Raw genomic sequence first — 24,039 nt, 5'->3', positions numbered from 1 at the left:
CCCATAATAATTTTTTTTAAATACCACTTTGAATTAATTCTCACTCAAAGTAAAATAATGGACACAGCCAAAAAAATCCATATAATAAAGTACATAGGCTATTAGATTAAGCCGTATCCAAGTTGTTTTCCATTTCTTCTTTTTTGAAGGAACAAGAATTGGCTTTTTATTATGGGTTCCATGCGCTTTATAATTTGTTTGACGGCTCAGTTGACGGTTATAGATCGATATTCTAGGGCAATATAAAAACCACTTGAGGGCATCAAGTGGCTTCTAATCAATTTTTGAGCATGAGCAACTAAGTTAAAGGGTAGATATTTTTTCTATTGCTTGTCGCTCATCGTTCATAAATGAATTGGTGTATACATCTAACGTCATTTTTGTTGATGTATGTCCTAGCATTGAACTGATTGTCGCAATGTTCACACTTAACTCTAAACAACGAGTTGCAAATGTATGTCGCAAAGCATGGAAAGGCAATTGTGCTATTTGAAGTTGGTCCAACAGTTTTTTAAACCGATACGTGATCGTTCGTGGTTCTGTACAAGATTCTGCTAACCCTACAACATACAAACTTTCTGATGTTTGTTTGATTTTACTTAAATAAGCTTCTAGTTGCTTTGACAAGGGTAAGATTCTCTCTGATTGGAATGTCTTCGGCGTTCCTTCGATAATAGCCGTTTTGCCTTTATCCACCTGCAAACGTTGCAGCGTTCGCTTAATGTGGATTGTTTTTTCTGAAAAGTCTATATCTGTCCAGCGTAATGCACTGATTTCTCCTATTCGCATACCGGTTTCCAAGGCCAGTATAATAGGTAAATATCTTTCGTCTTTTCTAGCGGCTTCTTTGATCTTTTTTTGTTGTTCAATAGAAAAAGCACGGACTCTTTGCTTTTCTAATTTAGGTAAATCAATATTTAAAGTGGGATTCTTTTTTAGCAAATCCTGTCGCTCCGCTTGAGTTAACGCAGTTTTTAACACGCGATGAACGGCATGTACAGAGCTTGGTGATAGCGTTAAGCTCAATTGTAAAATCCATTGATTGATGTCTGCGGGCACTAATTCATGCAGGCGAATATTCCCGATGGTTGGGGTAATATGCAGTTGAACTTTACTTTTATAACTATTGTACGTACTTAGTTTAACTTTGGGTTTAGCAATTGTATCAAGCCATACTTCTAGCCACTCAGTCAGCGTTCCAGCATAGTAGGATTGGAACGCTGTATCTCTTAAGGAGTCCGCTTTTAACAACATTAGCTTATGCTTCACTTCTAAATATTTTCTGGAGTAAATGTAACCATAACGAATTTTCCCATCTGTTTTTCGTTCTTTTATATACCGGCCTTCCCATCGGCCATCTTTTCTCTTATAGATATTTTCCCCTCTTTTTGCCATGGCAGTCCCTCTCTCATTTTTTATTTGTGACGGCGCATTTGACGGCGTTGAAACTGAAGAACTGAAACGTTGATTTTCCAGTATTTTTCCAACTAAATAGACGCTTTCACACTTTGTAAGGGAGAATTTTTTGTTCATAAACGATCAAAGGAACTGAGCCTGTTCTTTGATAAACTATTTTTTTACCTTTGATAAAATAGCATTATGAACGTTTTTTTAATAACAATAAGAGATAAAGACTTTTTTTATAAAACCAATTACACCAATACCTATTGACATTGAACATACTTAAATAGTACAATACTAGGTGTTGAATGAGTAAAGCTGTTTCTACAACCAACATTTTTATTCATCAAAATTTCATTTTCTCATTTCTTGTTCCTTCAAAGAACAAGAAAATCTCCAATGAGTGTTATCTCTAAACTAGACGTGATCAAACCACATACATCTATTGTTCATTTGTCACTTCTCATAGCTGAATAGCTACTCCCCCTGTACCACACAAAATAATTCTTATTCAAAACTTTTTAACCAACACAAATTCCACCTAATTATTTATTTATCACTCACCTTTTTTATGATTTCTTTTGAGGATCCCTTTATGATCCTTAAATTAAACTATCTAACATGATATATAAAATTATGATTATGAATGTTATTAATCACAATGTTATCGTATTCACACCAAATATACCAACTATTTTTTACTTTTTTACTAAAAAAGTAAAAAAACTGTCTATTCTTTTACATATTCAATTTAGTTTTCAACACAAAAAATGGACCAAAACGTCTCTCGTTTTGGTCCATTCTCTTGCTTTTCACTACAATTTTCTATACTTTAAATGTTGGATTATTTTGTATGACTTCTTGATACCAGGTAAATGATTTTTTCCTTTTCCGTTCTAAGGTTCCTGTCTGATCATCATTTTTATCTACATAGATAAAGCCATAACGTTTTTTCATTTCACCAGTTGTTGCACTAACTAAATCAATGGGTCCCCACATTAAATACCCAAAGCACTCAACATAATCTTCGACGATTGCTTTTTCCATTTGCTCTAAATGTTTTTGTACATATTCGATGCGATAATCGTCTTGAATAGTGCCATCTGCCTCCAACTGATCAACTGCTCCTAATCCATTTTCAGTGATAATGATCGGCAAGCCATATCGTCTAAAAATATAGTTCAATAGATATCTCAATCCAGTCGGATCAATTGCCCAGCCCCATTTGCTTTGCTCTAAATAAGGATTTTGGACACCACCGAATAAGGTTTCTTCATTGTCATCATCCCCCTCATAATGAGCCACACTAGAGGAGTAATAATTCAACCCAATGAAATCTAATTTTCCTTCTTTAAAAGCTAATTGGTCTTCTTTTGAAACAGTTAAATCGATTCCTTGCGCTTGATATTCTTTCAGTTTATACTCAGGGAATTTCCCCATACACATAGCATCGATCTGATAGAATTCGCGGTCTGTCTCTTTCAATGAATTCATGACATTTTGCGGATCACAATTTAAAGGATAAGCAGGTGTCAAACCAAATACACAACCAACCTGATTAGTAGGATCGATCGTGCGTGCTAATTTAACAGCCTTAACACTGGCTAATGTCATATTATAGCTGATTGTTGCAAGTGTTTGTTTTTTATTGTCCATTTCCGTATACTTTAGTCCTGCAATAATGTAAGTAAAAATGTCTGAAGCTTCTGTCTGTGGATCAATATGATTCATTTCATTGAAAGTAACCCAGTAACGGACCTTACCTTTTAAGGCTTCAAACATCGTTTGACAATAATTTAAGTAAAACTCGATCACTTTTGGATTCGTCCATGAACCATATTCTCTAACCAGGTGAACTGGCATCTCGAAATGATATAACGTCACAATCGGCTCAATGTCATTTTGTAATAACTCATCAACAACCTTTTGATAAAACTGAATCCCCAATTGATTTGGCGTTTCTTCATCGCCCTTAGGATAAATTCTTGACCAATCAATTGAAATACGTAACGCTTTAAACCCCATTTCAGCAAACAATGCAATATCTTCTTTGTATTTATGATAGAAATCGATGCCGTCATGAGAAGGATAATATTTCTCTGATTCGATCGTTTTGCAAATTTCTCGTGGAACTTCATGAGAGCCTTGTGTAACAAGATCCATGATTGCTACACCTTTTCCATCTTGGTCAAAAGCCCCTTCACATTGGTGAGCAGCAATACTGCCTCCCCATAAAAATTCGTTTTTATTCATTCTAAACCCTCCTTGATTCCTTAGTAACATTAGACCAGAAAGAGGCTGAGTAAATCCCAATCCCCTTTCTAGTAATTCTTCTATAAAATAACCGTTAAACATTCATCTCCAACAGTTACATCTTCTTGTACTGCTGGAATCACATCTAGATAATCCATTGTATTCGTAACGACCACAATAACAGTTGGATCATAACCGTCTTTTTGAATTCCTTCAAAATCAACAGTAGATAACAATTGTCCTTTTTCGATAATCGCGCCTTGCTCTACGATCGTATCAAAGTGTTTGCCGTCCAATTCTACGGTATCAATCCCAATATGGATCAACACTTCAACGCCTTCTTCTGTTTTAATCCCAATTGCATGTTTTGTTGGGAAAACAGCTGAGACTTCACCAGAAACAGGTGCAACAATTTTATTGTCTGTTGGAATGATTCCTAGTCCTTTACCTAATGCCCCGGTTGAAAATGCTTGATCGTTGATTTCAGCTAACGGCACTGCTTTTCCTTCAACGACAGAGTTTAAAGGAACTTTTTTTAATTCACTCTTCTTTTCACTCGTTGCTTCTTTTGATGTTTCTTTTGGCTGAGCTGCTTTTTCATCTTGAGGAATCCCTAAAATATAAGCTGCAACTGCCGCTGTAACAAAACCGATTACAACACTAATGACCATAAAAATTAAGTTAGAAAAATCTTGGTTGTCGGCATACGATGGCAAGCCCATCAATCCCCAAACAATGGAATATGTTTTAACGTTCATTAACCCTGCAAACAAACCACCAAGACCACCACCGATCATAACAGCGATGAACGGTCTTCTAAATTTAATAAATGCACCATAAATAGCAGGTTCTGTCACACCCATCAACGCACTGAAGCTGACTGTCCCAAATAATTGTTTTTGTTTAGAATCTTTCGCTCTTAAAAAGTATCCTAGCATTGCGCCAGATACAGCTAAATCAGAAATTGTAGCTGCTGCTAAGAAAATTGGATCATACCCCATTTTATTCACAAAGTTCAATGCTAACGGCATCATAAAGTTCCCAGCTCCCAACATGATCAAGAATGGTTGGAATGCTGCATAGAGCATCACTACGATCCAACTACCAAAAGTATTATGCAGGACTTCAAAGAACCACCCAATACCGTCACCGATCCAAATACCGATTGGACCAAAAATCAACAATGTCACGGGTAAACAAATCACCATGATCAATAATGGGTTTAAAAAATACTGTAAAAACTTAGGTACATATTTATTTAGCAATACAGTTAATTGCCCCATAAACCATACCGCTAAAATAATTGGAATAAATGAGTTCGCATAAACCATTTGTGGTAGCTGAATACCAAAAATACTTAAACCAGCTACATCATTGATTGACGTTGATACAAGCGTTGCAGCTAGTGCCACTGCTAGATAAGGACTAGCTTTTAAACGCTTTGCACAAGACATCGCAATAAATATTGGTAAAAAGAAGAAGACGGCTGAACGAATCGAATCTAACAATTGATACGTTGGACTATCTGCAGAAATTAGCCCTGTAATTGAAAATAACGATAAAAATCCAGCAAGTAATCCAGAAGCAATAATCGGTTCGATTACCGGTGTCATGGTTTCAGAAAGTAAATCCATTGCTGCTTTCAAAGGATTTTTCTTCTCTTTTACTTCCGTTTCCTCATCTGTACTAGATGCTAATCCGAGCATACTGATTAATTCAGCGTGCACTTCATTGACATGTGTCCCAATAATCACTTGATAGGCCACATTATTGGAAACAACATCGATCACACCATCAAGTGCTTTCAATTCTTCTGTGTTCGCTTTTTCGCGGTCCTTCAAGGTAAAGCGTAAGCGAGTCATACAATGTACCACTGCTTGGATATTTTCTTTTCCGCCCACTAGACGGATGATTTCTTCATTAAATGATTGATATTTCATTTTTCTTATGTCCTCTCTTTTTGACTCCGATTCGTCACTCGATGGATATGGAGCATAAGATAGGTTTCTTCATCGATCGTTAGATCACAGGCGTACTTTTGCTTAATGTAGACTCTGATTTTCTGCACACATTCAAACGAACCTGCATACATTGATTTTATTTGTTCATTTAAAATCGTGTCGCTTTCTTCATAACTATTTTTAGTCATGATTCGTTGAATAAAGTATTGCAGATGGGTCATCAGTCTCATATAATTCATAGAACCTTCGTCTAATTTGAGTTGAAAATGGTACTGAATGATCGATAAGATATCTCTTAGACTTTCCATTGAGCGGATCGTTTCGTCCAAATTGTTCTTATCCTCTTGCAGATTGACAAAGTGTAAGGCAATTGAAATGGCTTCGTCTTCTGGAAACGTTAGTTGAAATTGTTCATTGATCAAGTTCAATGCATACATGCCAATGTCAAAATGTTGCGGATAAAATTTCTTTACTTCCCAAGTTAATGGGCTGCGGATAAATTGTCCTTTGGCTGCACGTTTCAATGCAAATTCAATATGATCCAGTAAGGTCAAACTGAGGTAATCATTTGATTTTTCACCCAACATTTCTTCTCCGTAAGCAATGATTTGATTGACTAAAGTAATATGATTGGCGTCAGAATGGGACAACAAATAACTAAAATGCTCCAGCATATCATTAGAATCTAGAACATAGGTCTTTTCGATTTCATTTTCGTAAATGACCTGTCCAACTTTTTTTCTAAAGGCCAACCCTTTAGCATAGACAATGACCTCATTATCTCCTCGACTTACGATTGCTACGTTGTTGTTTAAAATTTGACTTACTTTCACTTGTTTTACTCCTTTCCAGAAAAAAAACTCAAACTACCCAGGAAAGGACATTCCTAGGTAATCTGAGTTCTGCCTGCATAAATTCAGTAACATACTCTATAAAATGACTGCTTCGTCATTAACGTTTTTTTTCTTGCTTTCAGTATAAGCCATTCAATTGAAATAAGCAACGCTTACATGACTATATTTCGGGATTATTTACTTAATCTAAGTTCGCGCCATTTGTTTCAATCACTTTTTTATACCAATAGTAAGAATCTTTTTTCGAACGAGCCAATGTTCCTTTTCCTTCATCGTCTAAATCAACATAGATAAAGCCATAACGTTTGGACATTTCACTGGTGCTTGCACTGACTAAATCGATACAGCCCCATGGTGTATACCCCATCAACTCTACTCCTTCGTCAATTGCTTGTTCCATCTGTTCAATATGACTTCTTAAATAGTCGATTCGATAACTATCATGGATACTTCCATCTGCTTCAACAACATCTTTTGCGCCTAATCCATTTTCTACAATAAACAACGGTATTTGGTAACGATCATATAATTTATGCAATGTCACTCGAAGTCCCACTGGATCAATCTGCCAGCCCCAATCACTTGCGTTTAGATAAGGATTTTTCTTGGAAGAAAGTAAGTTTCCACTTGTTGTGTCTCCCTCTTTTTCATGTGATGCGATACTACTCATATAATAGCTAAAGGACATAAAGTCAACGGTACCTTCACGTAAAACTTGATCATCTCCCGCTTCTTTTTGGATCGTAATAGAATGATCACGGAAAAACTTGTTCATATAACGTGGATAGTCTCCACGAATTTGAACATCTGAATAAAACAAGTTATTGTGATCACTATTGATACTTTCCATGACATCTAGCGGATTACAGGTTTCTGGATAAGCTTCCATGCGAGCTAACATACAGCCGATTTGAGCATCTGGAATAATCTCATGACAGGCTTTGACTGCTAAGGCACTCGCAATAAATTGATGGTGCGCTGCTTGGTATTGCGCTTGAAGCATATTTTTTTCCCCATCCGCTAAAATACCACCGCTTAGATATCCGGTCATCCCGATGATATTGATTTCGTTAAAGGTTAACCAGTATTTCACTTTATCTTTATAGCGATTAAACAGAACACGAGCATAACGTTCAAATGCCGCAATCGTCTCACGACTCTCCCAGCCATTTTGTTTAAGGGCTAACCCTAAAGGAAACTCATAATGAGAAATCGTCACTAAAGGTTCAATATTGTATTTCAAACATTCATCGAATACCGCATCATAAAAGGCTAAACCTGCTTCATTTGGCTCCAACTCATCACCGTTTGGAAAGATACGCGGCCAAGAAATCGACAGACGGAACGTTTTAAAACCCATTCCTGCAAATAATGCGATATCTTCTTTGTATCTGTGATAAAAATCGATGCCGTGACGTTTAGGATAAACCCCTTCTTTGTCCTTCATCGCAAATTCAACATCTGCTTTTGTTGTTGGTTTTAATAGCTCTGCCATGCTGATTCCATTTCCCTTGATAAAACGTGCTGTATCCGCTGTTGACCAGCCTTTACCGTCTTCTAAAAACGCCCCTTCAAATTGATTTGCTGCAGTTGCGCCACCCCATAAAAAATTTTGTGGAAATCCACTCATATTTCCCATCCTCTCAGTCATTGATTTAGTGTATAATTGACTTATTAAACTTATCTTAACATGAGAAAATGCAAAGGTATTTTTATCTTTCTTGCATGATTTTCATTATTTTTGTTCATTTTCATCTTTATGAAAATGAAGTACTTTAAAGGAGTTTTTTATGCTAGACCTATTCGATTTTCTCCATTATTTAAATACAACCAAACGAGATGCGACGTATTCACGCATCATCATTTACCTCTTTTCACATCTCAATGAAATTCGATCATTGACGATTACTGAAATTGCTGAACGCTGCTTTGTTTCCCCTGCAACGCTAACACGATTCTGCCGTCATTTTGGTGTCTCCAGCTTTGCTTCTTTACGGGAATCATTAGTTTCTTTAGGAACGATGAAAAAGCACAGTGGTTTACGTATGAAAGAACAAGAATTAACTGATCTAAAAAATGATCCTAAGGGCTATCTTACTTCATATAGTGCTGAGATTATCACAGCCATAAATGATGTTCTACAAACACTCGATATTGCACAAGTCGATCAAATTTTAGCAGATATCCACGAAGCAGAGGAAGTTGTTCTTATTGGATATAGCTCCACAATGGAACTAGCAAAAGAGTTGCAAACTTCTTTTCTGCTAAGTCAAAAGCTGATTTTTGTAGGTGAAACAGAAGAAACCCAAGAAGCCTTCGTAACAGAGCTCAGCGAAAAATCAATCGTGATCGTCATTTCATCGTATGGCTCATTACTTAATCGCAGCAGTGAACTAATGAGGAAAATCAGTGATAGTCCAGCCAAATCAATTCTTTTAACACAACATACACAAAATACGTTGACCAATCAATTTGATCTGTCCGTTAACGTGACCACGACAAATTATGTACGTATTGGTAATTATCCACTAACATTTTTTCTGGATTACTTTGCACGACGATATGCAAGTTTGTATCAACCAATATAGCGATGATCATGTGACTATTCACTAAAAAAAGGAGAACAAAATGGGCTTATTTAACTTTTTTAAACAGAAAGAACCGAAAGGGGTAGTTGATTTAGATAAGGAACTAGCTAAAATTATTGCAATTTATGCGTCATATCCTGAATTTCCAGTGATGTCAGAAAATCGGAACGTTGATGACTGGCTAAAATCAATTGCGAATGGCACAAGCAACCTCGTACCCAGGGAAAGCATGATTCGTAATGAAGATAGTTTACTTCCGGGGGAAGTGATTTTACTTGATTGGCTCAATGAGAAAGAGTCAACTATTATCGATTTTCCAGATTTTTTTGAAATGGAGCTTGGAATTGATCCTGTTGCAAGTACCAATGAGTTATTGTTTGCCGATTATCTAACTATTGTAAACGATACCTCGGTTATTGATTACTGGTCTTTAGGTCAATTAAATAGCGTTTTTGAAGATAATGGACTAAATACATGTACGACTAAAGAAGAAGCAATTAAATTGCTGAAAACAGAATTCACTACGGATTATATTGTCAATATGGTCGATCCTGGTATTTATATTTTGATGAAAAAAGGACAAATGATTGTTGAAAAATATGCGGCGCTCATTCATGACTATTTAGATACACCGCCAGAATAGAAAAAGAAGCTAGGTAACAATCGCTGTTATGCCTAGCTTCTTTTTTGTTTTTCTAGCTATCCTATTCCCACGGCCCCCATTGTTCTGTTCCTGGTACATTTCCTTGTGTCCGCTATTTTGCTTTATAGGTTTTGCCTTGATACGTCACAACGTCTCCACCGTTGTATGCTTTTGCTACATCCCATGCGTTAGTTACAAGAGATGTTGTACTTTCTTTTGTTTTCACTGCACCCGTTCCAACCAATGCGCCATCACGGTATATCTTATCCCCCACAAAAGGTAGTACTGTTTTCGGTAACAATTTCTGTCATTGTCGGAGTAGTTGCTTCTGTCCACCATTTATTCAATTTCTATGTTTAGCTTATAAAGGAATGTTCTAAGCATTTTTCTGATTATTTGTCTATTTTAATAAAGGGTAGCGCACCATCCGTATAAATTTCATCCCCACCACCGTTACGGCCATGATAACTTGTTGTAAAGTGTTCTACTATTTCAATCGATACGGCTTCAGTCGATTGTTTAAATGTCTCTAAGACAAAGTCTCGTTCTTGATCCACATCTGAATTGATTTTATGTGTCACTTGGCCTGTAAAAAAGGAAAAGCCAACTTTTTTATCGTACGTTGCAGCACCGAGCCAACCAGCTTCTCTTCCTCCAGGTAAATACCAGTTATCTGGTGTTTTCCAAAAACGGACATGATGTCTCCGTCTTGGATTATTGTTGATTTCTTTTTCAAATGCTAGATCCTGTTTCTTATTGAATAAGAATAAGGAACTGACTGGCGCGCTAGGATAAGATTGACCAAACACGCTTGCCGTGACCATGTTTACACTTGAACGTAAGGACAAAGGTTCTGCTTTTGTCCATCCAGCACTTAAAAAGAGTTGTTCCAATTCCGCTGGTGATCCTGTAAAAGCAAGATTGATAGGATCACCAAGCAATCCATCACTGGTTCTAGAACGACCGATGAAATAATCAGGCAGATAGCGCCCGGTCATTAATTTATTGATAAAAGGAATCACTAGATAGGAGCTAAACAGCCACAAAATAATGTATAGAAAGAGATGAATTTTTCTTGTTAAAATTTCTGAGAATAATGACTTATAAACTAAATACCCTATTACAACAATAAAAATAAAGCGAACTAATCTAAAAATACTGTTCAGCAATGTTTGTTTTTTCATATAAACCTCCTACTTAAAATGACTATTGTACTTTTGTCTCTGGATCATATGGAACATATTGACTATAAACTTCAAATACATCGTTCACAATACTACCATAGGAACCTACATCCATCGTTCCTAGATCAGCACTTGTTTCTGCCGTATTATTCATGACTTTTTCTTGGTATTTCACACCCGTGATGACAGCTCCTGTTTTGAGGTTTTTATAAAAATTTAGTCATTTTGCTTCATCCTTTCTTAGATAAAGTCCAGTTACTTAATTATACTCACATCTCAAATAAAGTCGCCTAATAACATTTCGCTCCTAAAAAAAACGACTGAGACATCACTCTTAGAGTCATGTCTCAGTCTCAGCTGAAAACAGGATAAATGACAGGAAGAAGCATTTCTTTAGAAATAGACTGCTGTCCCAATTTTTACTTTTGAAGCTTTCTAGAATACTAATGAAGGGGCTATTTTGCTTAGTACCAACCGTTAGCCATCCAGAATGCTTGTGCTGCTTCCCATGAGCCATAACGTCCAGCCACATAACTATCTGCTACACTTTCTTGATTGGCTTCAGAGTAATCTCCATTTAAGTAAGAAGCATCTAATTGATACCTACCAATGTATCGACCATTTGTAGCACTGTAAGAACCACTAGATTCTTTTTGTGCGATCCATTCTTTTGCAGATGAAGTAGTCGCAGCTGGTGCTGGTGCTGCTTCTTCTACTACTGGTGCTGCTTGCTCTTGCGTTTCTTGCACAGGAGCTACTGCTTCTTGTTGGGCTGGCGCTGGTGCTGCTTCATCAGCAGTGCGGATCGTTAACTGTTCTCCCTCAAAGATCATATTTATATTAGAAATATTATTATCTTTTGCAATTAAATCGATCAGGCTATTGTCTCCATTAAATTGGTGAGAGATCGTAGATAATGTATCACCAGTTTTTACTGTATATAAGCTATCAGCGTGCGCGTCAGTCGTTCCCATAAAAATGCCAAATCCTGCAGTCAAAGTTGTTGCTAATAAAATCGTTTTAAGTGATTTCATGTTGTTTCTCCTTTGTAAAAAGTATTTTCGTCGTTTATTTATCGACTTTGCATACTTTAACATCTAAAAATATTTCATAGGTGAACATATAGTGACAATTCGTTACGAGTGTTTTCATTACGTAACAGTCTGTAAAAAACATTCAGAAAAACACTTGTTCGTACTGGATTTGCGTTTCATTTATAGAATGTAAAAAATCATGTTTTTTTCTGAAATTTTCTTCTTTTTCATTTTATAACAATCGTAATGTTACAAAAAAATAAAATTGTTACAGCCTTTCTACTCAAATTTTCTTTGCATAATGTTTTTCTCTAACAAAATTGATCGACAAAAAAACAGAAACACATCTAGCTTCCTAGTGTTTCTGCTTTCTCATTTACTATCATGTATTGAGTTCTTTTTGTTCAATCACTGACTCTAATAATCTATTTTCAGTTTGAATGATATCAAAAAAGGCACTGATTTTCTGTAATTGTTCATAGTCTATTTGATATAACTTTACCCTAGGCTTCAAAAATAAGAAACCTGGACGAATTTTAACCCGTTCATTGATTAGATGGCATTGTTCCATCATTGACCGTAAATCCATTTCGGAAACACTGTTTTTGATTTTTTCAATACGAGCTCGTTCATACACCCATTGATCTTTGGTTACGGTCATTTTTTCAGTGGTTGTTACTAATTGTCGATTCAAGCGCCATGATTGCTCAATAAACTTTGCTTTTTTATAGAGATCATCATACTGAATCAGATCAATATAAACAGGTTTATACCAATCTTCTTCATCAATTGACGTTTTCTGATGCTTCTTGAACCGTTTTAATCCACTAACGAGTAAGCTGTTTTCTATGGCGAGCAGCTCGTACTCTAATTTTTCTTTTGCTACCCGCACACGTTCCTTTGACGCTTTCTCTCGCTTTAAACTTTCTTTTAAAAAGCGGACTTCATTTTCTTCTGAACGAACAATAGGCATTTGTTCAATTTCAACTTTCGGTTCAAGTTCAAGTATTTTCTCATTTTTCGATTCTTCTTCATCTAAAAATGAGTAAGTAGGCTCTACTTTTTTTTCAACTGTTTCTTCTATAGACACTTCTACGGGAAAACTAAGTGTTTCATCAGAAAAAGGGGCTTCTTCTTCTCTAAAAATAGATAAAAGTTTTGCCTCCAAAATGCTGCTGACAGACTCACCTGTTGAATACCCCATCTGCTTTAAGCTAGCAGAAACCATAAATTGGATTGGTTCCTCCTTCGAGCTAAACGCAACAGGTATCAATTCACAAAAATATGTACTAAAAATACCATCGACCTCTTCGACTAGTTTCGTCCATACAAACTGTGGGAAAAGTTCCTTCAATTCTTCCAGTAAAACCTCCCAATTTAATTGAGCCTGAAAAAATTGAATTTCTACATGTTTTTTAATAGACGAAGAAATGACTTTTCGGGAAACTTCATCGTTCTCCCGAAAAGTAAGAAGCTCACCTGTTGAACGTTCATAGAGTGTTTCACACGCTTCAACAATTTCTTCCGTGTTATCTTTTTGATAGAGAACGGTTCCCGCAGTGGATGGGATTGCTTGTTGATGAAAAAACACATCGAAATAATCATTCATTAAACCGTTCTCCTCTCTTGTTTTTTATGATTGAAGATCATAAACTGGCGCTAGGATAAGCTGCTGCCCTTCAGTTAAGAAATACTGATCTAGATCGTTCCACTCTTTTAACGACCAAACTGAAATACCAGTTTTTTTAGAAATACTTGCTAGAGTATCTCCTTTTTTCACTTCATACGTTTCTTTTGTCTTCTTACGCGTTGCGCTTACTTTATACTCTTTTGCTTCTTTTTTAGTCGTTGCTTCTTTTTTAGCCGATGAAGTTGTTTTGGCTGCTTTTTTTACGTTTGTTTGACTCGTTTCTTGATCATTAAACGCATTCGATAATTTTTGAACCATATTTAATGAACGATCTACAGCATCTTCTTTCGCTACAGTCGTCACTTTTTCTTCTTGTTTAGGCACACTCAATTTTTGGCCAATAAATAGCATACGTCGATCTAATTGGTTTTTTTCCAAAATAGCCAGCGTAGAAATATTATACAGCTCACTGATTGATTTAAGTGATTCCCCTTTTTTCACGATGTGAGTAAGGTATTCGATATTTTGATCTTTTTTATCTTCTTTCTTCTCTAATTTATCAAAAGAAGTATTCAACGTGATTTTTTTAGCTTTTTTCGTTTTCTTTTTATCTTTTAACGTATCATATTGCGTTAAGTCATATGCATCGATCAAGCCATTCAATTTTGAATTATAGCTAGTATCTGTTGCATAACGTCCAGTTAAAAACTTGGTCGCATCTTTATAGGATTTTGTGTTACTTTTCCAAGTACCACTATAAAATCCACTGCTAGCGTCGGTTCCGCCTCTAAGAAGTTTTACATAATCCCCTAAAGATTCTTTATAGGATGGATATTTTCTAAAATTAGAACGAATCGTAAACATACTACCAGATCCATTGTCTTCACTGGTCAAGAAATTAGCGCTTGCGCCTTCATAGCTACCTTTGATCCCAAATAAATTGTAGTTTGGTGCTGAAGCTAACGCACTGTTTCCAGAAGCACTTTCCAAAATTGCCTGCGCAATCATTACTGAAGCATATAAATTATTCTCGCCAGCAATTGAGCGGGCATCTTCGCCAATGACTTTTACAAAACTTTTAGTCGTCAGATTAGGACTGATATGAAATACCTGATCTGAACCGCCCGTTGAAGTACCACTGGCAGTATTTCCAGTGACCGTTCCAACGGTAGGATTAGGCATAGGTCTACTTGGTTGCGGAGTTGGTACACTCGGCTGTTGGATCGGTCCTTGAACTGGCAGATTTGGTTTGCTTGGAGCTGGTTTTGGTTTGCTTGGCTTTGGTTTCGGTTTACTTGGTTTTGGTTTAGGCTTTGGCTTACTTGGTTTAGGCTTTGATGGTGCTGTTGTCGTACTCGTTGTACTTGAGTCGGTACTGCTACTTGTTGTACTTGTCGTTGTATCTGTCGTTGACGTATTTGTCTCAGATGTACTTGTTGAGTCTGTTGGCTCTTGAGTAGAACTCGGATCATCCGACGAATTGGACGACTCACTACTCGTTTCTTCAGTCGGATCATCGGTTGAAGAAGTTGTACTATTTTCGGTAGAAGAACTATATTCTATCTCTTCTATTGTACTTTCTGTTGTTTCATGTTCCTTCGTTGAAGATAAAATTTCTACACTCTCTTCTTCTTCCGATCCTGAAGTTATTTGATCCTCAATTTCTTTGGCAACAACTGGTTGAACATCGCTAACAGAAAGGACAGCACTTGAAGTAAGCAACCCTACACTTAATAATCGTAAATTTTTACTGTTTAGATTTCTTTTTTTCATTTTGTGTCCTCTCTTATTTTATTGATACGGATCTTCTTTCACCAAATTGATGATTTGGTTGAATGCTTGTTCCGATTCTTCTTTCACATCTTTGATGCGTTTGTAGTAATTTTGGTATTCTTGTTCTGCACGTTCTAAGCGTTTTAAGACACTCGCTTTTTTCTTCGTTTCTTCATTGATAAGTTGCGCACGTTGATTTGCTTGGTTGATGATTTCTTTTGCCTGTCTCTTCGCATCCAATAGCACTTCACCGATATCTTCTTTAGACAATTGTTGATCGACATCGATCGTTTTTTGAGCAAGTTGGCGTTTTGCCGTTTCTAATTCTTGACGAACTTTTGCTAACTCTTCATAGGCACCTGTATCTTGTGGTGTATCAGATGCCATAATTACGATACGATCTTCTGCAAGTTTATCGATTTCTTCTTGTTTCGCTAAAAGTTCTTGTTCGTACTGTCTGATCTTATTCGCAAAACGCTCTGCTTTTTTACGGTTTAAATCAGTTTCGTCGATTTGACGATTACTTTCACGTAGCAAGCTGTTGTATTTACTTTTTACTTGTTCAAGTTCTGCCATACGCGCGTCGTAATCTTTTGGTACAGCTTGCACCATTGATAATTCATTTTCTAATGATTCACTTATTTCACGTACCGCTTCTATTTCGTTTTGCAATTGAGAATTTTCTCTCTTACTCTTACGTAGTTCTACTTTTAGCTCTCGAAGTTCATTTTGAAGTTGTTCATTTTCTTCTTGAAGTTCTTCTAATTCATCATCATCGATCACTTCATTGACTGGCGCTCTCTTTCTCTTTGGTTTAGGCTTTCTCGGTGCTGGAACCTGCTTTTTCTTTTTCAATGAGAATTTCGGACGTTCGTCTTCGTCATAATCGTCGTCATCTTCATCATCGTAGTCTTCATCATCGTCATAATCGTCGTCATCTTCGTCATCGTAGTCTTCATCATCGTCATAATCGTCGTCATCTTCATCGTCGTCGTAGTCTTCATCATCATCATCATCATCGTAGTCTTCATCATCATCATAATCATCGTCGTCGTAGTCTTCATCATCATCGTAATCATCGTCGTCATAATCTTCTTCATCATAATCGTCGTAATCGTCATATTTTTTTCTTTTTTTACCTTTGCCAAATATTTTTAGCATATGCTCACTTCCTTCTATAAAAATCGGGCTACCTCATTCATTTTTCTAAATGTACTGATAGTAAATACTAAGTAAATTATGTGAATTGTCTATATATGTAAATATAGTGACAAGTGCAGGAATTTTTTATTGTAAAAGTAATCACCTTCACTTTTAAGTATGTTTTTCAGCAGATGAAAAGTTTCTCATTCAACTTTTAGTTCACTTGATAAAAAACAATGCAAAAAAGGAATCAAAAACATGCCTACCTTTTTCTATTTTATCAGATAAAGCTTAAACAAACAAACTGAATTAGCTGTTTATTTTTATTTTTAAGAAACTAAAATCAGCTTTAACTGTGTCTCTCAAACATATTCAGCTAAAAACTCATTAAATAAATGTTTTTTTATCATAATATCATTAAAAAATATCACTTTTTTTTGATTTATATACCATAATAGGTAAATTTAAAAAGACATTCAATACTTCATCCTCTCTCTTTTAATAAAAACAGCCTTTCGTTCTTTCCCATTCAAAAACATAATACCACCTTCTCTTATGTTAAATAACCTCATTTTCTACTCTATGATTACACAAAAAGAGAAGTGCTTTCTAATAAAAAAAGAAACCACTTCTCTTAAATATTAATTTTCCCATCCCTTAAATTATGATTATTCAAAAAAATCAAAATTTAAAACATTGTTTTATTTGTTATTTTTTTATTTTCCTAATATCAAGCTCTTGCAATTGTTTTTTTACGATTCATTATTTCTTCACATAAAATCCTCATTTTTTTCACACTTTATAAAGGCACTTCTAACTAAATTTACATCCACCTTGATTGCACTAGCACCCTCAGTCTTTTGAGCCCCTTTATTAATCAAATCACCTCTAGTATGAACAATTCGAGTCAAGGTGTTTTTTCAATCTTATTTAAAAATCAACCAAGACTTTCCCCATTTGTTGCAATAACTTCTTTATACCAATTAAAACTTTTCTTTTTGTATCTATTCAGAGTACCTGTTCCGTCATCATGTCGATCCACATAAATAAATCCGTAACGTTTTTTTAATTCCGCGGTTGTAAAGCTGACTAAATCAATACAGCCCCACGAAGTATAGCCCATGATCTCAACGCCATCTTCAATCGCTTCAGCGACTTGGACTAAGTGATCATTCAAATAATCGATACGATAATAATCATTTACAGTTTTAGTCCCGTCTTTAAGCTCTATCAACTCATCCACTGCGCCAAAGCCATTTTCAACAATGAAGACGGGCTTTTGGTATCGATCATATAAGATATTCAAATAATATCTCAACCCTTCTGGATCGATTTGCCACCCCCATTCACTCGCTTTCAAATATGGATTAGGTACTCCGCCTAAAATATTTCCTTCTCCTGTTTCCAGTGACGGATCTGAAGATTCACACGTACTCATATAGTAACTAAAGGATATAAAATCTACTGTCTCAAGTAAATCTTGTTGATCTTGCATTGTAATGTCCAAACAAATATCATGTTCCTTGAAAAATCTCTCAGCATACGTTGGGTAAGTTCCTCTTACTTGAATATCAGAAAAGAAAAAGTTTTCTCTTTCTGTCTGAAGCGCCGCTAGTACATCAGCAGGTGCTGGTGTCAACGGATAAACTGGCATCCCAAGAATCATACAACCAATTTGAGCATCTGGGAGTATCTCATGACACGCTTTTACTGCTCTGGCACTCGCTACTAATTCATGATGAATCGCTTGATACAAGTCTTGTTTTGAGAGTTTTTCTTTCGGTGTATAGATCCCTCCGCTTAAAAAAGGCGCATGTGTAATCGAATTGATCTCATTAAATGTTAACCAATACTTTACTTTTCCTTTGTAGCGCGTAAAAACAGTTCTGGCATAGTGCTCAAAAAAAACAATCGTTTTGCGATTACGCCAACCATCATAGGTTTTTGACAAATGAAGCGGCGTTTCATAATGCGATAGTGTAACTAATGGCTCCATTCCATATTTATGACATTCATCAAAGACTTTATCATAAAATTCCAGCCCTTTTTCGTTCGGTACCTGTTCATCCCCTTGTGGAAAGATTCGTGACCAAGCAATTGATAGTCGGAAAACTTTAAACCCCATCTCAGCAAATAATTTAATATCTTCTTTATATCGATGGTAAAAATCGATACCGACTAGTTTCATGTTATCTGAGGTTGGTTCGCTTGTTGGCAGCCCCTTCCAGCCATGGGGGGCAACATCTTCTACGCTTAGCCCCTTCCCATCTTCATTATACGCGCCTTCACATTGGTTAGCGGCAATAGCACCACCCCACAAAAAATCTTTTGGAAATTTAGACATAATTGATTCTCCTTTATTCTTTTTATACAACATATAAAATCGTCTCTTGACTCTTCGTTTTAGTTATTTCCTTTGCTACAATATCGATATATGAATCAGTGTTCGTAACAACAATTGGTGTTGTTGTGTCATATCCAGCTTCTTTCACCTTGGCAAAATCGACTGCCAGAATTTTTTGTCCTTTTTTTACTTTCTCTCCGGTTTCAACAAAAGCGGTAAAATGCTCTCCTGCTAATTCTACTGTATCAATTCCTACATGGATCAAAACTTCGATACCATTTTCACTTGTTAAACCAATAGCATGTTTTGTCGGAAATAACGCAGTTACCTCACCATCAAAAGGTGCTGTGATCGTGTCTTCTTCTGGGATGATCGCAACGCCTTCTCCCATCATTTTTCCTGAAAATGCAGCGTCATTCACTTGTTCTAGAGGAATCACTTGTCCTTTCATCGGTGCATAAATTTTTTTTGGGTCGTTACTACCTGTTTCTACAGCTTCTGAAATCTTAACTGATTGTTCCGTCTCGTGTTTTTCTACTTCATCAATTCCAAATATCCATGTTAAAACGAATGTTAATACAATTGAAATCCCTGCTACCACGATCGCATTGATAATATTTCCGTTATCTTGTCCCCCGATAAATTGAGGTAAAGCGACCAATGATGGCACAGCGAATGCATAGGATTCTAACCCAGTAATTCCCATATACACACCACAAATTGCCCCTGAAATCATTGCAGCATATAATGGTTTTTTGTATTTTAAGGTTACACCGTACAGTGCAGGCTCAGTCACTCCCGCTAGTAACGCTGAAATACCAGAAGCCGCAGCCACTTGTTTTAAATTTTTATCCTTTGTTTTAGCAGAAACAGCTAAAGCTGCCGCCCCTTGCGCTAAATTTGCCGCCAACATTGCTGGAAGAATCAAAATATCAGGAGTTGCTGGGGAAGCAATTAGGAAAATAGGGGCAAAAGCCCAGTGCATACCAGTCATGACGATCAATGGCATAAAGGCCGCCATTAAACCTAGCGCTAACCAACCTGCTTTTCCTTGGATCCAAATAATAGCAGATGACAGCAATTGTCCTGCAAATGTTCCTAACGGTCCGACTACGACCAACGCTAAAAGTCCTGAAATCAATAAAATAAGTAATGGTTTTGTGAAGCTTTTGATCACATTAGGAATAATTTTGTCAAAGAAACGCTCAATATATTTCATTAACCAAACCATGATCAAAATTGGAATCACCGAGGAGCCATATGATGCAAGCGTTACTGGTAATCCAAAAAAGTGGACTGGATCACCAAGATTGACCATCTCAACAAAATTCGGATGTAGCATAATTCCAGCTACTGTGACCGCTAGCATTGGTGTCACATTGAACTTTTGCGCTGCTGTAAAAGCCAGCATGATTGGCATAAAGTAAAATGGTGCATCACCAAAAAACGATAGAATCGCAAATGTTTGACTGCTGTCATCTAAAATCCCTATTAATGGTAACAAGATCAATAATACTTTGATCATTCCGCCACCTAACATCGCAGGAATCAGCGGTGACATACAACCTGAAATTACATCCACAAAGGCCTCAAATAAATTCTTCTTTTCCCCACTATTTTCAGTTGGTGCTTGATTGCTGAAATGTCCTAATTTTTCTAGCTCTTTATAATAAGATGCAACATCGTTTCCCATAATAACTTGATATTGACCACCTTTTCTCATCACACCCATCACACCTGGAACTTCTTTGACCTGGACATCTTCAACGGAACTTTCATTGCGTAAAACAAAACGTAAGCGTGTCATACAATGCGTCACTGACTGTACATTTTGTTCCCCTCCGACTAAGTCGAGAATTTGTTTTGCTGAATCTTTATAGTTCATTTTTTTCATCCTTTCTAAGTAAAAAAGACCTAAAACAGCCCCGCTTTTGGGTACTGCTTTAGGTCATGCTCCTAATGGATAACAATCCTATTTGGTTATAAATTTTTCGTAATTCTTCTGATATGTGCAGTAAGATATACTAACTCTGTCGAACTTAAGCAGTAATCAAACGCCTTTTGAACATATTCGCTGATTTTTAATGAACAGCGATATTCCAGTTCATACTTTTTCTTGAGTGTATCAAGCAACTCAGAATCCTCATCTTCATAATGTTCTCCAATTAATAACCTTTGGGCAAAAAATTTAACGTGGGTTATAAAGCGATAATAGTCTAAAGAGGATTCATCAAATTCTGTATTGTATTCCTTTTTTACGATGTCTTCGATAGTTTTAGTAATTTCTGCGATTTCATACGCTGAATCAAAACTTTTAGATTGCTCAGCATTCACAAAGTGAATAGCAATAAACGCAGCTTCGTCAATAACAAATTCGACACCTAGTTCTTTCCGAACGATTTCCAGCGCCTTTTCTCCTACCACGTATTCATCTGGATAAAAACGCTCAATATCCCATCTCAAAGGATTTTTCAAGATGATTCCCTCTCGATAACGCTCAATAGCTGAATGAATATGATCGGTCAGATTAACGTAAATTGTTTCACTTAAATTTTTTCCGAGCTTGATTTTGCCGAAATTAATAATTTTTTCCGCTACTAGGATATGCTCCATCGGCACATCTATCAATAGCTCTGTAAATTTATTTTGTGTAGCCTTATCTCTTAATAAAAAAGTTTTTTCAACCCGCTCCAGATCAACAGGTTGACCTTTTTTCTGTCCAAAAGCGATTCCTTTTCCCATTAAAAGAACTTCTACACCCTTACTATTGCTCGAAATAACTGTATTGTTGTTTAGTACTCGTTTTATGATCATAATAAGTCCCCGATTACAAAAAAATCCCATTTACCCGTCGTCAAATAACGGTGCAAATAGGTCTTGCTCACTTTCGTGATAACATCCAGTTAAAAAATTAAAGAGTTGCAACATGCTTACCCAAAGTAATAACATCTGCTACTTGAAAACTAGCATAACAAATATTGGAAGGGCTATCAATATAAAAAATGCTCTCTTTTTAAAAGAGAGTTAGACATTCATTTCGTCCAACTCTCTAAATACGAATAAACAGTATGCCGCTTCAATCATAACGAATTCAATGTGCTAAATTCGGAAATATGCTTGAATCTCCAAGACATATTATGAAGACTGAATTAACTTTGCACAATCTCTACTTAGTTCTCAGAATTGAGCACTTTTGTCTCACCTTTCTTTTCTCTAGTCTTTTGACGGAATCAACAAGCGTAATCCATTTAAAATCACGAGCAGTGTACTTCCTTCATGTGCGATAACACCGATTGTGATATCCATTTTTCCTAGAATATTCAACGTAATCAATAGAACAACTATCAACATGGAAAAGAGGATATTTTGCCACACCACTCGATCTAACCGTTTAGAAATTTTATGAGCATAGCTGAATTTGGTCAAATCATTTTGCATCAATACCGCATCTGCTACGTCGATTGCTATATCTGTCCCTTCACCCATTGCTACACCGATATCCGCAGTGACTAAAGCTGGGGCATCATTGACACCATCACCTAGCATCGCTACGTTGCCAAATCGCACTTGTTGGTCTTTAATGATTGCAGCTTTATTTTCTGGTAAGACATTTCCAACGACTTCATCGATCCCAATTTGACGTCCAACCGCTTGTCCTGTTAATTCTGCATCTCCAGTGATCATCGTGGTATGGATCCCTTGTGTTTTTAGATAGCTGATTACATTTTTCGCATTTTCATTTGGTACATCCATCATAGCGATCAGTCCGATCACTTCATTATTTTTAGCAAAATAAACAACGGTTTTCCCTTCTTTTGCGTATTGTTCATTATAAGCATTAATTTGTATACTAACTTGACCGAAAATTTCAGGTTTACCGATTTGATAAGTATCACCTAGGTATTCTGCTACCAAGCCTTTCCCAATTTCATTCTCAACGGTTAATGTCAAATCGGCTGTCGCATTAAATCGGCTTAAGATTGCATTTGCTAACGGATGATTGGCTGTTTTTTCCATAGCAACAATGATATCGATACACGTTTGCTCAGATAATTGTGCCAATTCAGTTAAGAAATAAACGTCCGTAACGGATGGTTTACCTTTCGTCAACGTGCCTGTTTTATCAAAAGCGACAGACTTGATTGTAGCTAAGTTAGCTAAATATGAACCACCTTTAAATAAAACACCTCTTTTAGCTAAGTTAGAAATTCCTGATAATGTTGCGGGTACAGCACTCGCTGCTAGTGCGCATGGTGATGCAGAGATCAAAAATACCATACCGCGGTAAAAACTTTCATCCCATGTCCAATTAAATAGGGCAGGCCCCGCTACTATAAAAATCGGTACGACAATCAAAACGATCGTCACGTAATAAGGTTCTAGTTTTTGGATTTTAGTAGCCGTTTTGGATAAATTAGATTGCGATTGATTGACTAATTGAAGAATTTTAGCAAATACGGTATCATTGCTGTCTTTTGTCACTTCCATGGTAAATGTACCACTGCCATTGATTGTACTCCCAAATACTTCGTCACCAACTGTTTTTTCTCTTGGTATGCTTTCACCATTGATAGAAGATTCATCAATAGACGTTTGTCCAGATAGTATAATGCCATCTGTCGCAATTTGGTCACCGTTTAGCACTTGCAGTTGGTCCCCGACCTTCAATGTTGCCACGTCGACAATTTTCACAGTCCCATCTGTTTGAATCAGACGTGCCTCTGTTGGATTTAGTTTAAGTAAATTGGTAATCTCTCGTTTACTGCGGTCTTCTGCATATTCTTCAAGAAAATGTGCTGCTGCGAAGATAATAATCAGTAATGCCGCTTCTTCATAATTCCCAATAATGGTCGCACCAAAAGCAGCTAAGGTCATCAAAATATGAACATTAGGTACAAACTTTCGTTGCTCTTTGGATTCAGTCATGGTATCCACTATACCTTCTACCATAATGTGGTACCCAGATAATAACATTGCACTGACAAAAAGAATGTTCTGTACTAAAGATCCTTTATTGATAAAGAACGCGATACTAAAAATAGCTAATCCTATAAAAAATAAAATAACGGGGGATTGTCCGTGGTCGTGATCGTGTTCATGCCCTTTTTCGTTTGAGCAATTGTGATCGTGTGCTTTCATTGTTTCCATTATACTCATCCTCCTTTTTGGTTATTTTCTGAAAAGATACATCTTGTCCTTTTCAAATGAATAACCGTTCATATATCATATAG

General features: G+C 36.4%; 18 protein-coding genes. 2 read left to right on the top strand and 16 right to left on the bottom strand.

Annotated features, from left to right (window positions below):
• Positions 1-303: 303 nt before the first annotated feature.
• The 5 genes from IGJ34_RS02230 to IGJ34_RS02210 all read right to left on the bottom strand — a co-directional run bounded on the left by IGJ34_RS02230 (position 304) and on the right by IGJ34_RS02210 (position 8,099).
• Entirely contained in the window at positions 304-1,395 is a 1,092-nt protein-coding gene (locus IGJ34_RS02230; protein WP_430598014.1) for a tyrosine-type recombinase/integrase, read from the bottom strand.
• 831 nt (positions 1,396-2,226) lie between these two features.
• On the bottom strand, positions 2,227-3,654 hold the full coding sequence (locus tag IGJ34_RS02225) for a family 1 glycosylhydrolase (protein ID WP_430598013.1): 1,428 nt from the start codon (positions 3,652-3,654) through the stop codon (positions 2,227-2,229).
• An 80-nt stretch (positions 3,655-3,734) separates the two neighbouring features.
• Positions 3,735-5,594 carry a beta-glucoside-specific PTS transporter subunit IIABC gene (locus IGJ34_RS02220; RefSeq protein ID WP_206834201.1) on the bottom strand — a complete coding sequence of 620 codons (1,860 nt, stop codon included), beginning with the start codon at positions 5,592-5,594 and terminating at the stop codon, positions 3,735-3,737.
• Between the two features lie 5 nt (positions 5,595-5,599).
• Positions 5,600-6,448, bottom strand: coding sequence for a PRD domain-containing protein (locus IGJ34_RS02215; RefSeq protein WP_206834202.1), 849 nt, complete (start codon positions 6,446-6,448; stop codon positions 5,600-5,602).
• Positions 6,449-6,650: 202 nt separating this feature from the next.
• A complete protein-coding gene (locus IGJ34_RS02210; RefSeq protein ID WP_430598012.1) occupies positions 6,651-8,099 on the bottom strand; it encodes a glycoside hydrolase family 1 protein in 1,449 nt (482 codons plus the stop codon).
• Between the two features lie 160 nt (positions 8,100-8,259).
• Here IGJ34_RS02210 and IGJ34_RS02205 point away from each other — a divergent pair, with 160 nt between their 5' ends.
• Together IGJ34_RS02205 and IGJ34_RS02200 are read left to right on the top strand one after the other, a co-directional pair.
• Positions 8,260-9,057: a MurR/RpiR family transcriptional regulator gene (locus tag IGJ34_RS02205; protein ID WP_069654012.1), complete on the top strand. Its 798-nt coding sequence runs from the start codon at positions 8,260-8,262 to the stop codon at positions 9,055-9,057.
• Between the two features lie 40 nt (positions 9,058-9,097).
• Positions 9,098-9,700, top strand: coding sequence for a hypothetical protein (locus IGJ34_RS02200; protein WP_430598011.1), 603 nt, complete (start codon positions 9,098-9,100; stop codon positions 9,698-9,700).
• Between the two features lie 112 nt (positions 9,701-9,812).
• On the opposite strand, the gene IGJ34_RS02195 is transcribed toward IGJ34_RS02200, so the two are convergent.
• From IGJ34_RS02195 to IGJ34_RS02145, 11 genes are all read right to left on the bottom strand, one after another.
• Positions 9,813-10,001: a carbohydrate-binding protein gene (locus tag IGJ34_RS02195; protein WP_430598010.1), complete on the bottom strand. Its 189-nt coding sequence runs from the start codon at positions 9,999-10,001 to the stop codon at positions 9,813-9,815.
• A gap of 91 nt (positions 10,002-10,092) precedes the next feature.
• On the bottom strand, positions 10,093-10,884 hold the full coding sequence (locus tag IGJ34_RS02190; protein ID WP_069654015.1) for an LssY C-terminal domain-containing protein: 792 nt from the start codon (positions 10,882-10,884) through the stop codon (positions 10,093-10,095).
• Positions 10,885-10,906: 22 nt separating this feature from the next.
• Positions 10,907-11,059, bottom strand: coding sequence for a hypothetical protein (locus tag IGJ34_RS02185; RefSeq protein WP_206834206.1), 153 nt, complete (start codon positions 11,057-11,059; stop codon positions 10,907-10,909).
• A gap of 289 nt (positions 11,060-11,348) precedes the next feature.
• Positions 11,349-11,918 carry a LysM peptidoglycan-binding domain-containing protein gene (locus tag IGJ34_RS02180; RefSeq protein ID WP_430598009.1) on the bottom strand — a complete coding sequence of 190 codons (570 nt, stop codon included), beginning with the start codon at positions 11,916-11,918 and terminating at the stop codon, positions 11,349-11,351.
• Between the two features lie 382 nt (positions 11,919-12,300).
• Positions 12,301-13,527, bottom strand: coding sequence for a hypothetical protein (locus tag IGJ34_RS02175; RefSeq protein ID WP_430598008.1), 1,227 nt, complete (start codon positions 13,525-13,527; stop codon positions 12,301-12,303).
• A 24-nt stretch (positions 13,528-13,551) separates the two neighbouring features.
• Positions 13,552-15,321, bottom strand: a complete 1,770-nt coding sequence (locus IGJ34_RS02170) for a glucosaminidase domain-containing protein (protein ID WP_069654019.1) — start codon at positions 15,319-15,321, stop codon at positions 13,552-13,554.
• An 18-nt stretch (positions 15,322-15,339) separates the two neighbouring features.
• Entirely contained in the window at positions 15,340-16,482 is a 1,143-nt protein-coding gene (locus IGJ34_RS02165; RefSeq protein ID WP_430598007.1) for a hypothetical protein, read from the bottom strand.
• Between the two features lie 919 nt (positions 16,483-17,401).
• Entirely contained in the window at positions 17,402-18,808 is a 1,407-nt protein-coding gene (locus tag IGJ34_RS02160) for a glycoside hydrolase family 1 protein (protein ID WP_430598006.1), read from the bottom strand.
• A 22-nt stretch (positions 18,809-18,830) separates the two neighbouring features.
• Positions 18,831-20,693, bottom strand: coding sequence for a beta-glucoside-specific PTS transporter subunit IIABC (locus IGJ34_RS02155; protein ID WP_069654021.1), 1,863 nt, complete (start codon positions 20,691-20,693; stop codon positions 18,831-18,833).
• 95 nt (positions 20,694-20,788) lie between these two features.
• A complete protein-coding gene (gene licT, locus IGJ34_RS02150; RefSeq protein WP_206834210.1) occupies positions 20,789-21,622 on the bottom strand; it encodes a BglG family transcription antiterminator LicT in 834 nt (277 codons plus the stop codon).
• 399 nt (positions 21,623-22,021) lie between these two features.
• Positions 22,022-23,956 carry a heavy metal translocating P-type ATPase gene (locus tag IGJ34_RS02145; protein ID WP_069654023.1) on the bottom strand — a complete coding sequence of 645 codons (1,935 nt, stop codon included), beginning with the start codon at positions 23,954-23,956 and terminating at the stop codon, positions 22,022-22,024.
• Positions 23,957-24,039: the final 83 nt, after the last annotated feature.

It is taken from the genome of Enterococcus sp. AZ177, assembly GCF_050544585.1.
GTDB lineage: Bacteria > Bacillota > Bacilli > Lactobacillales > Enterococcaceae > Enterococcus_L > Enterococcus_L plantarum.
This window is presented reverse-complemented; position numbering and strand designations above follow the sequence as displayed.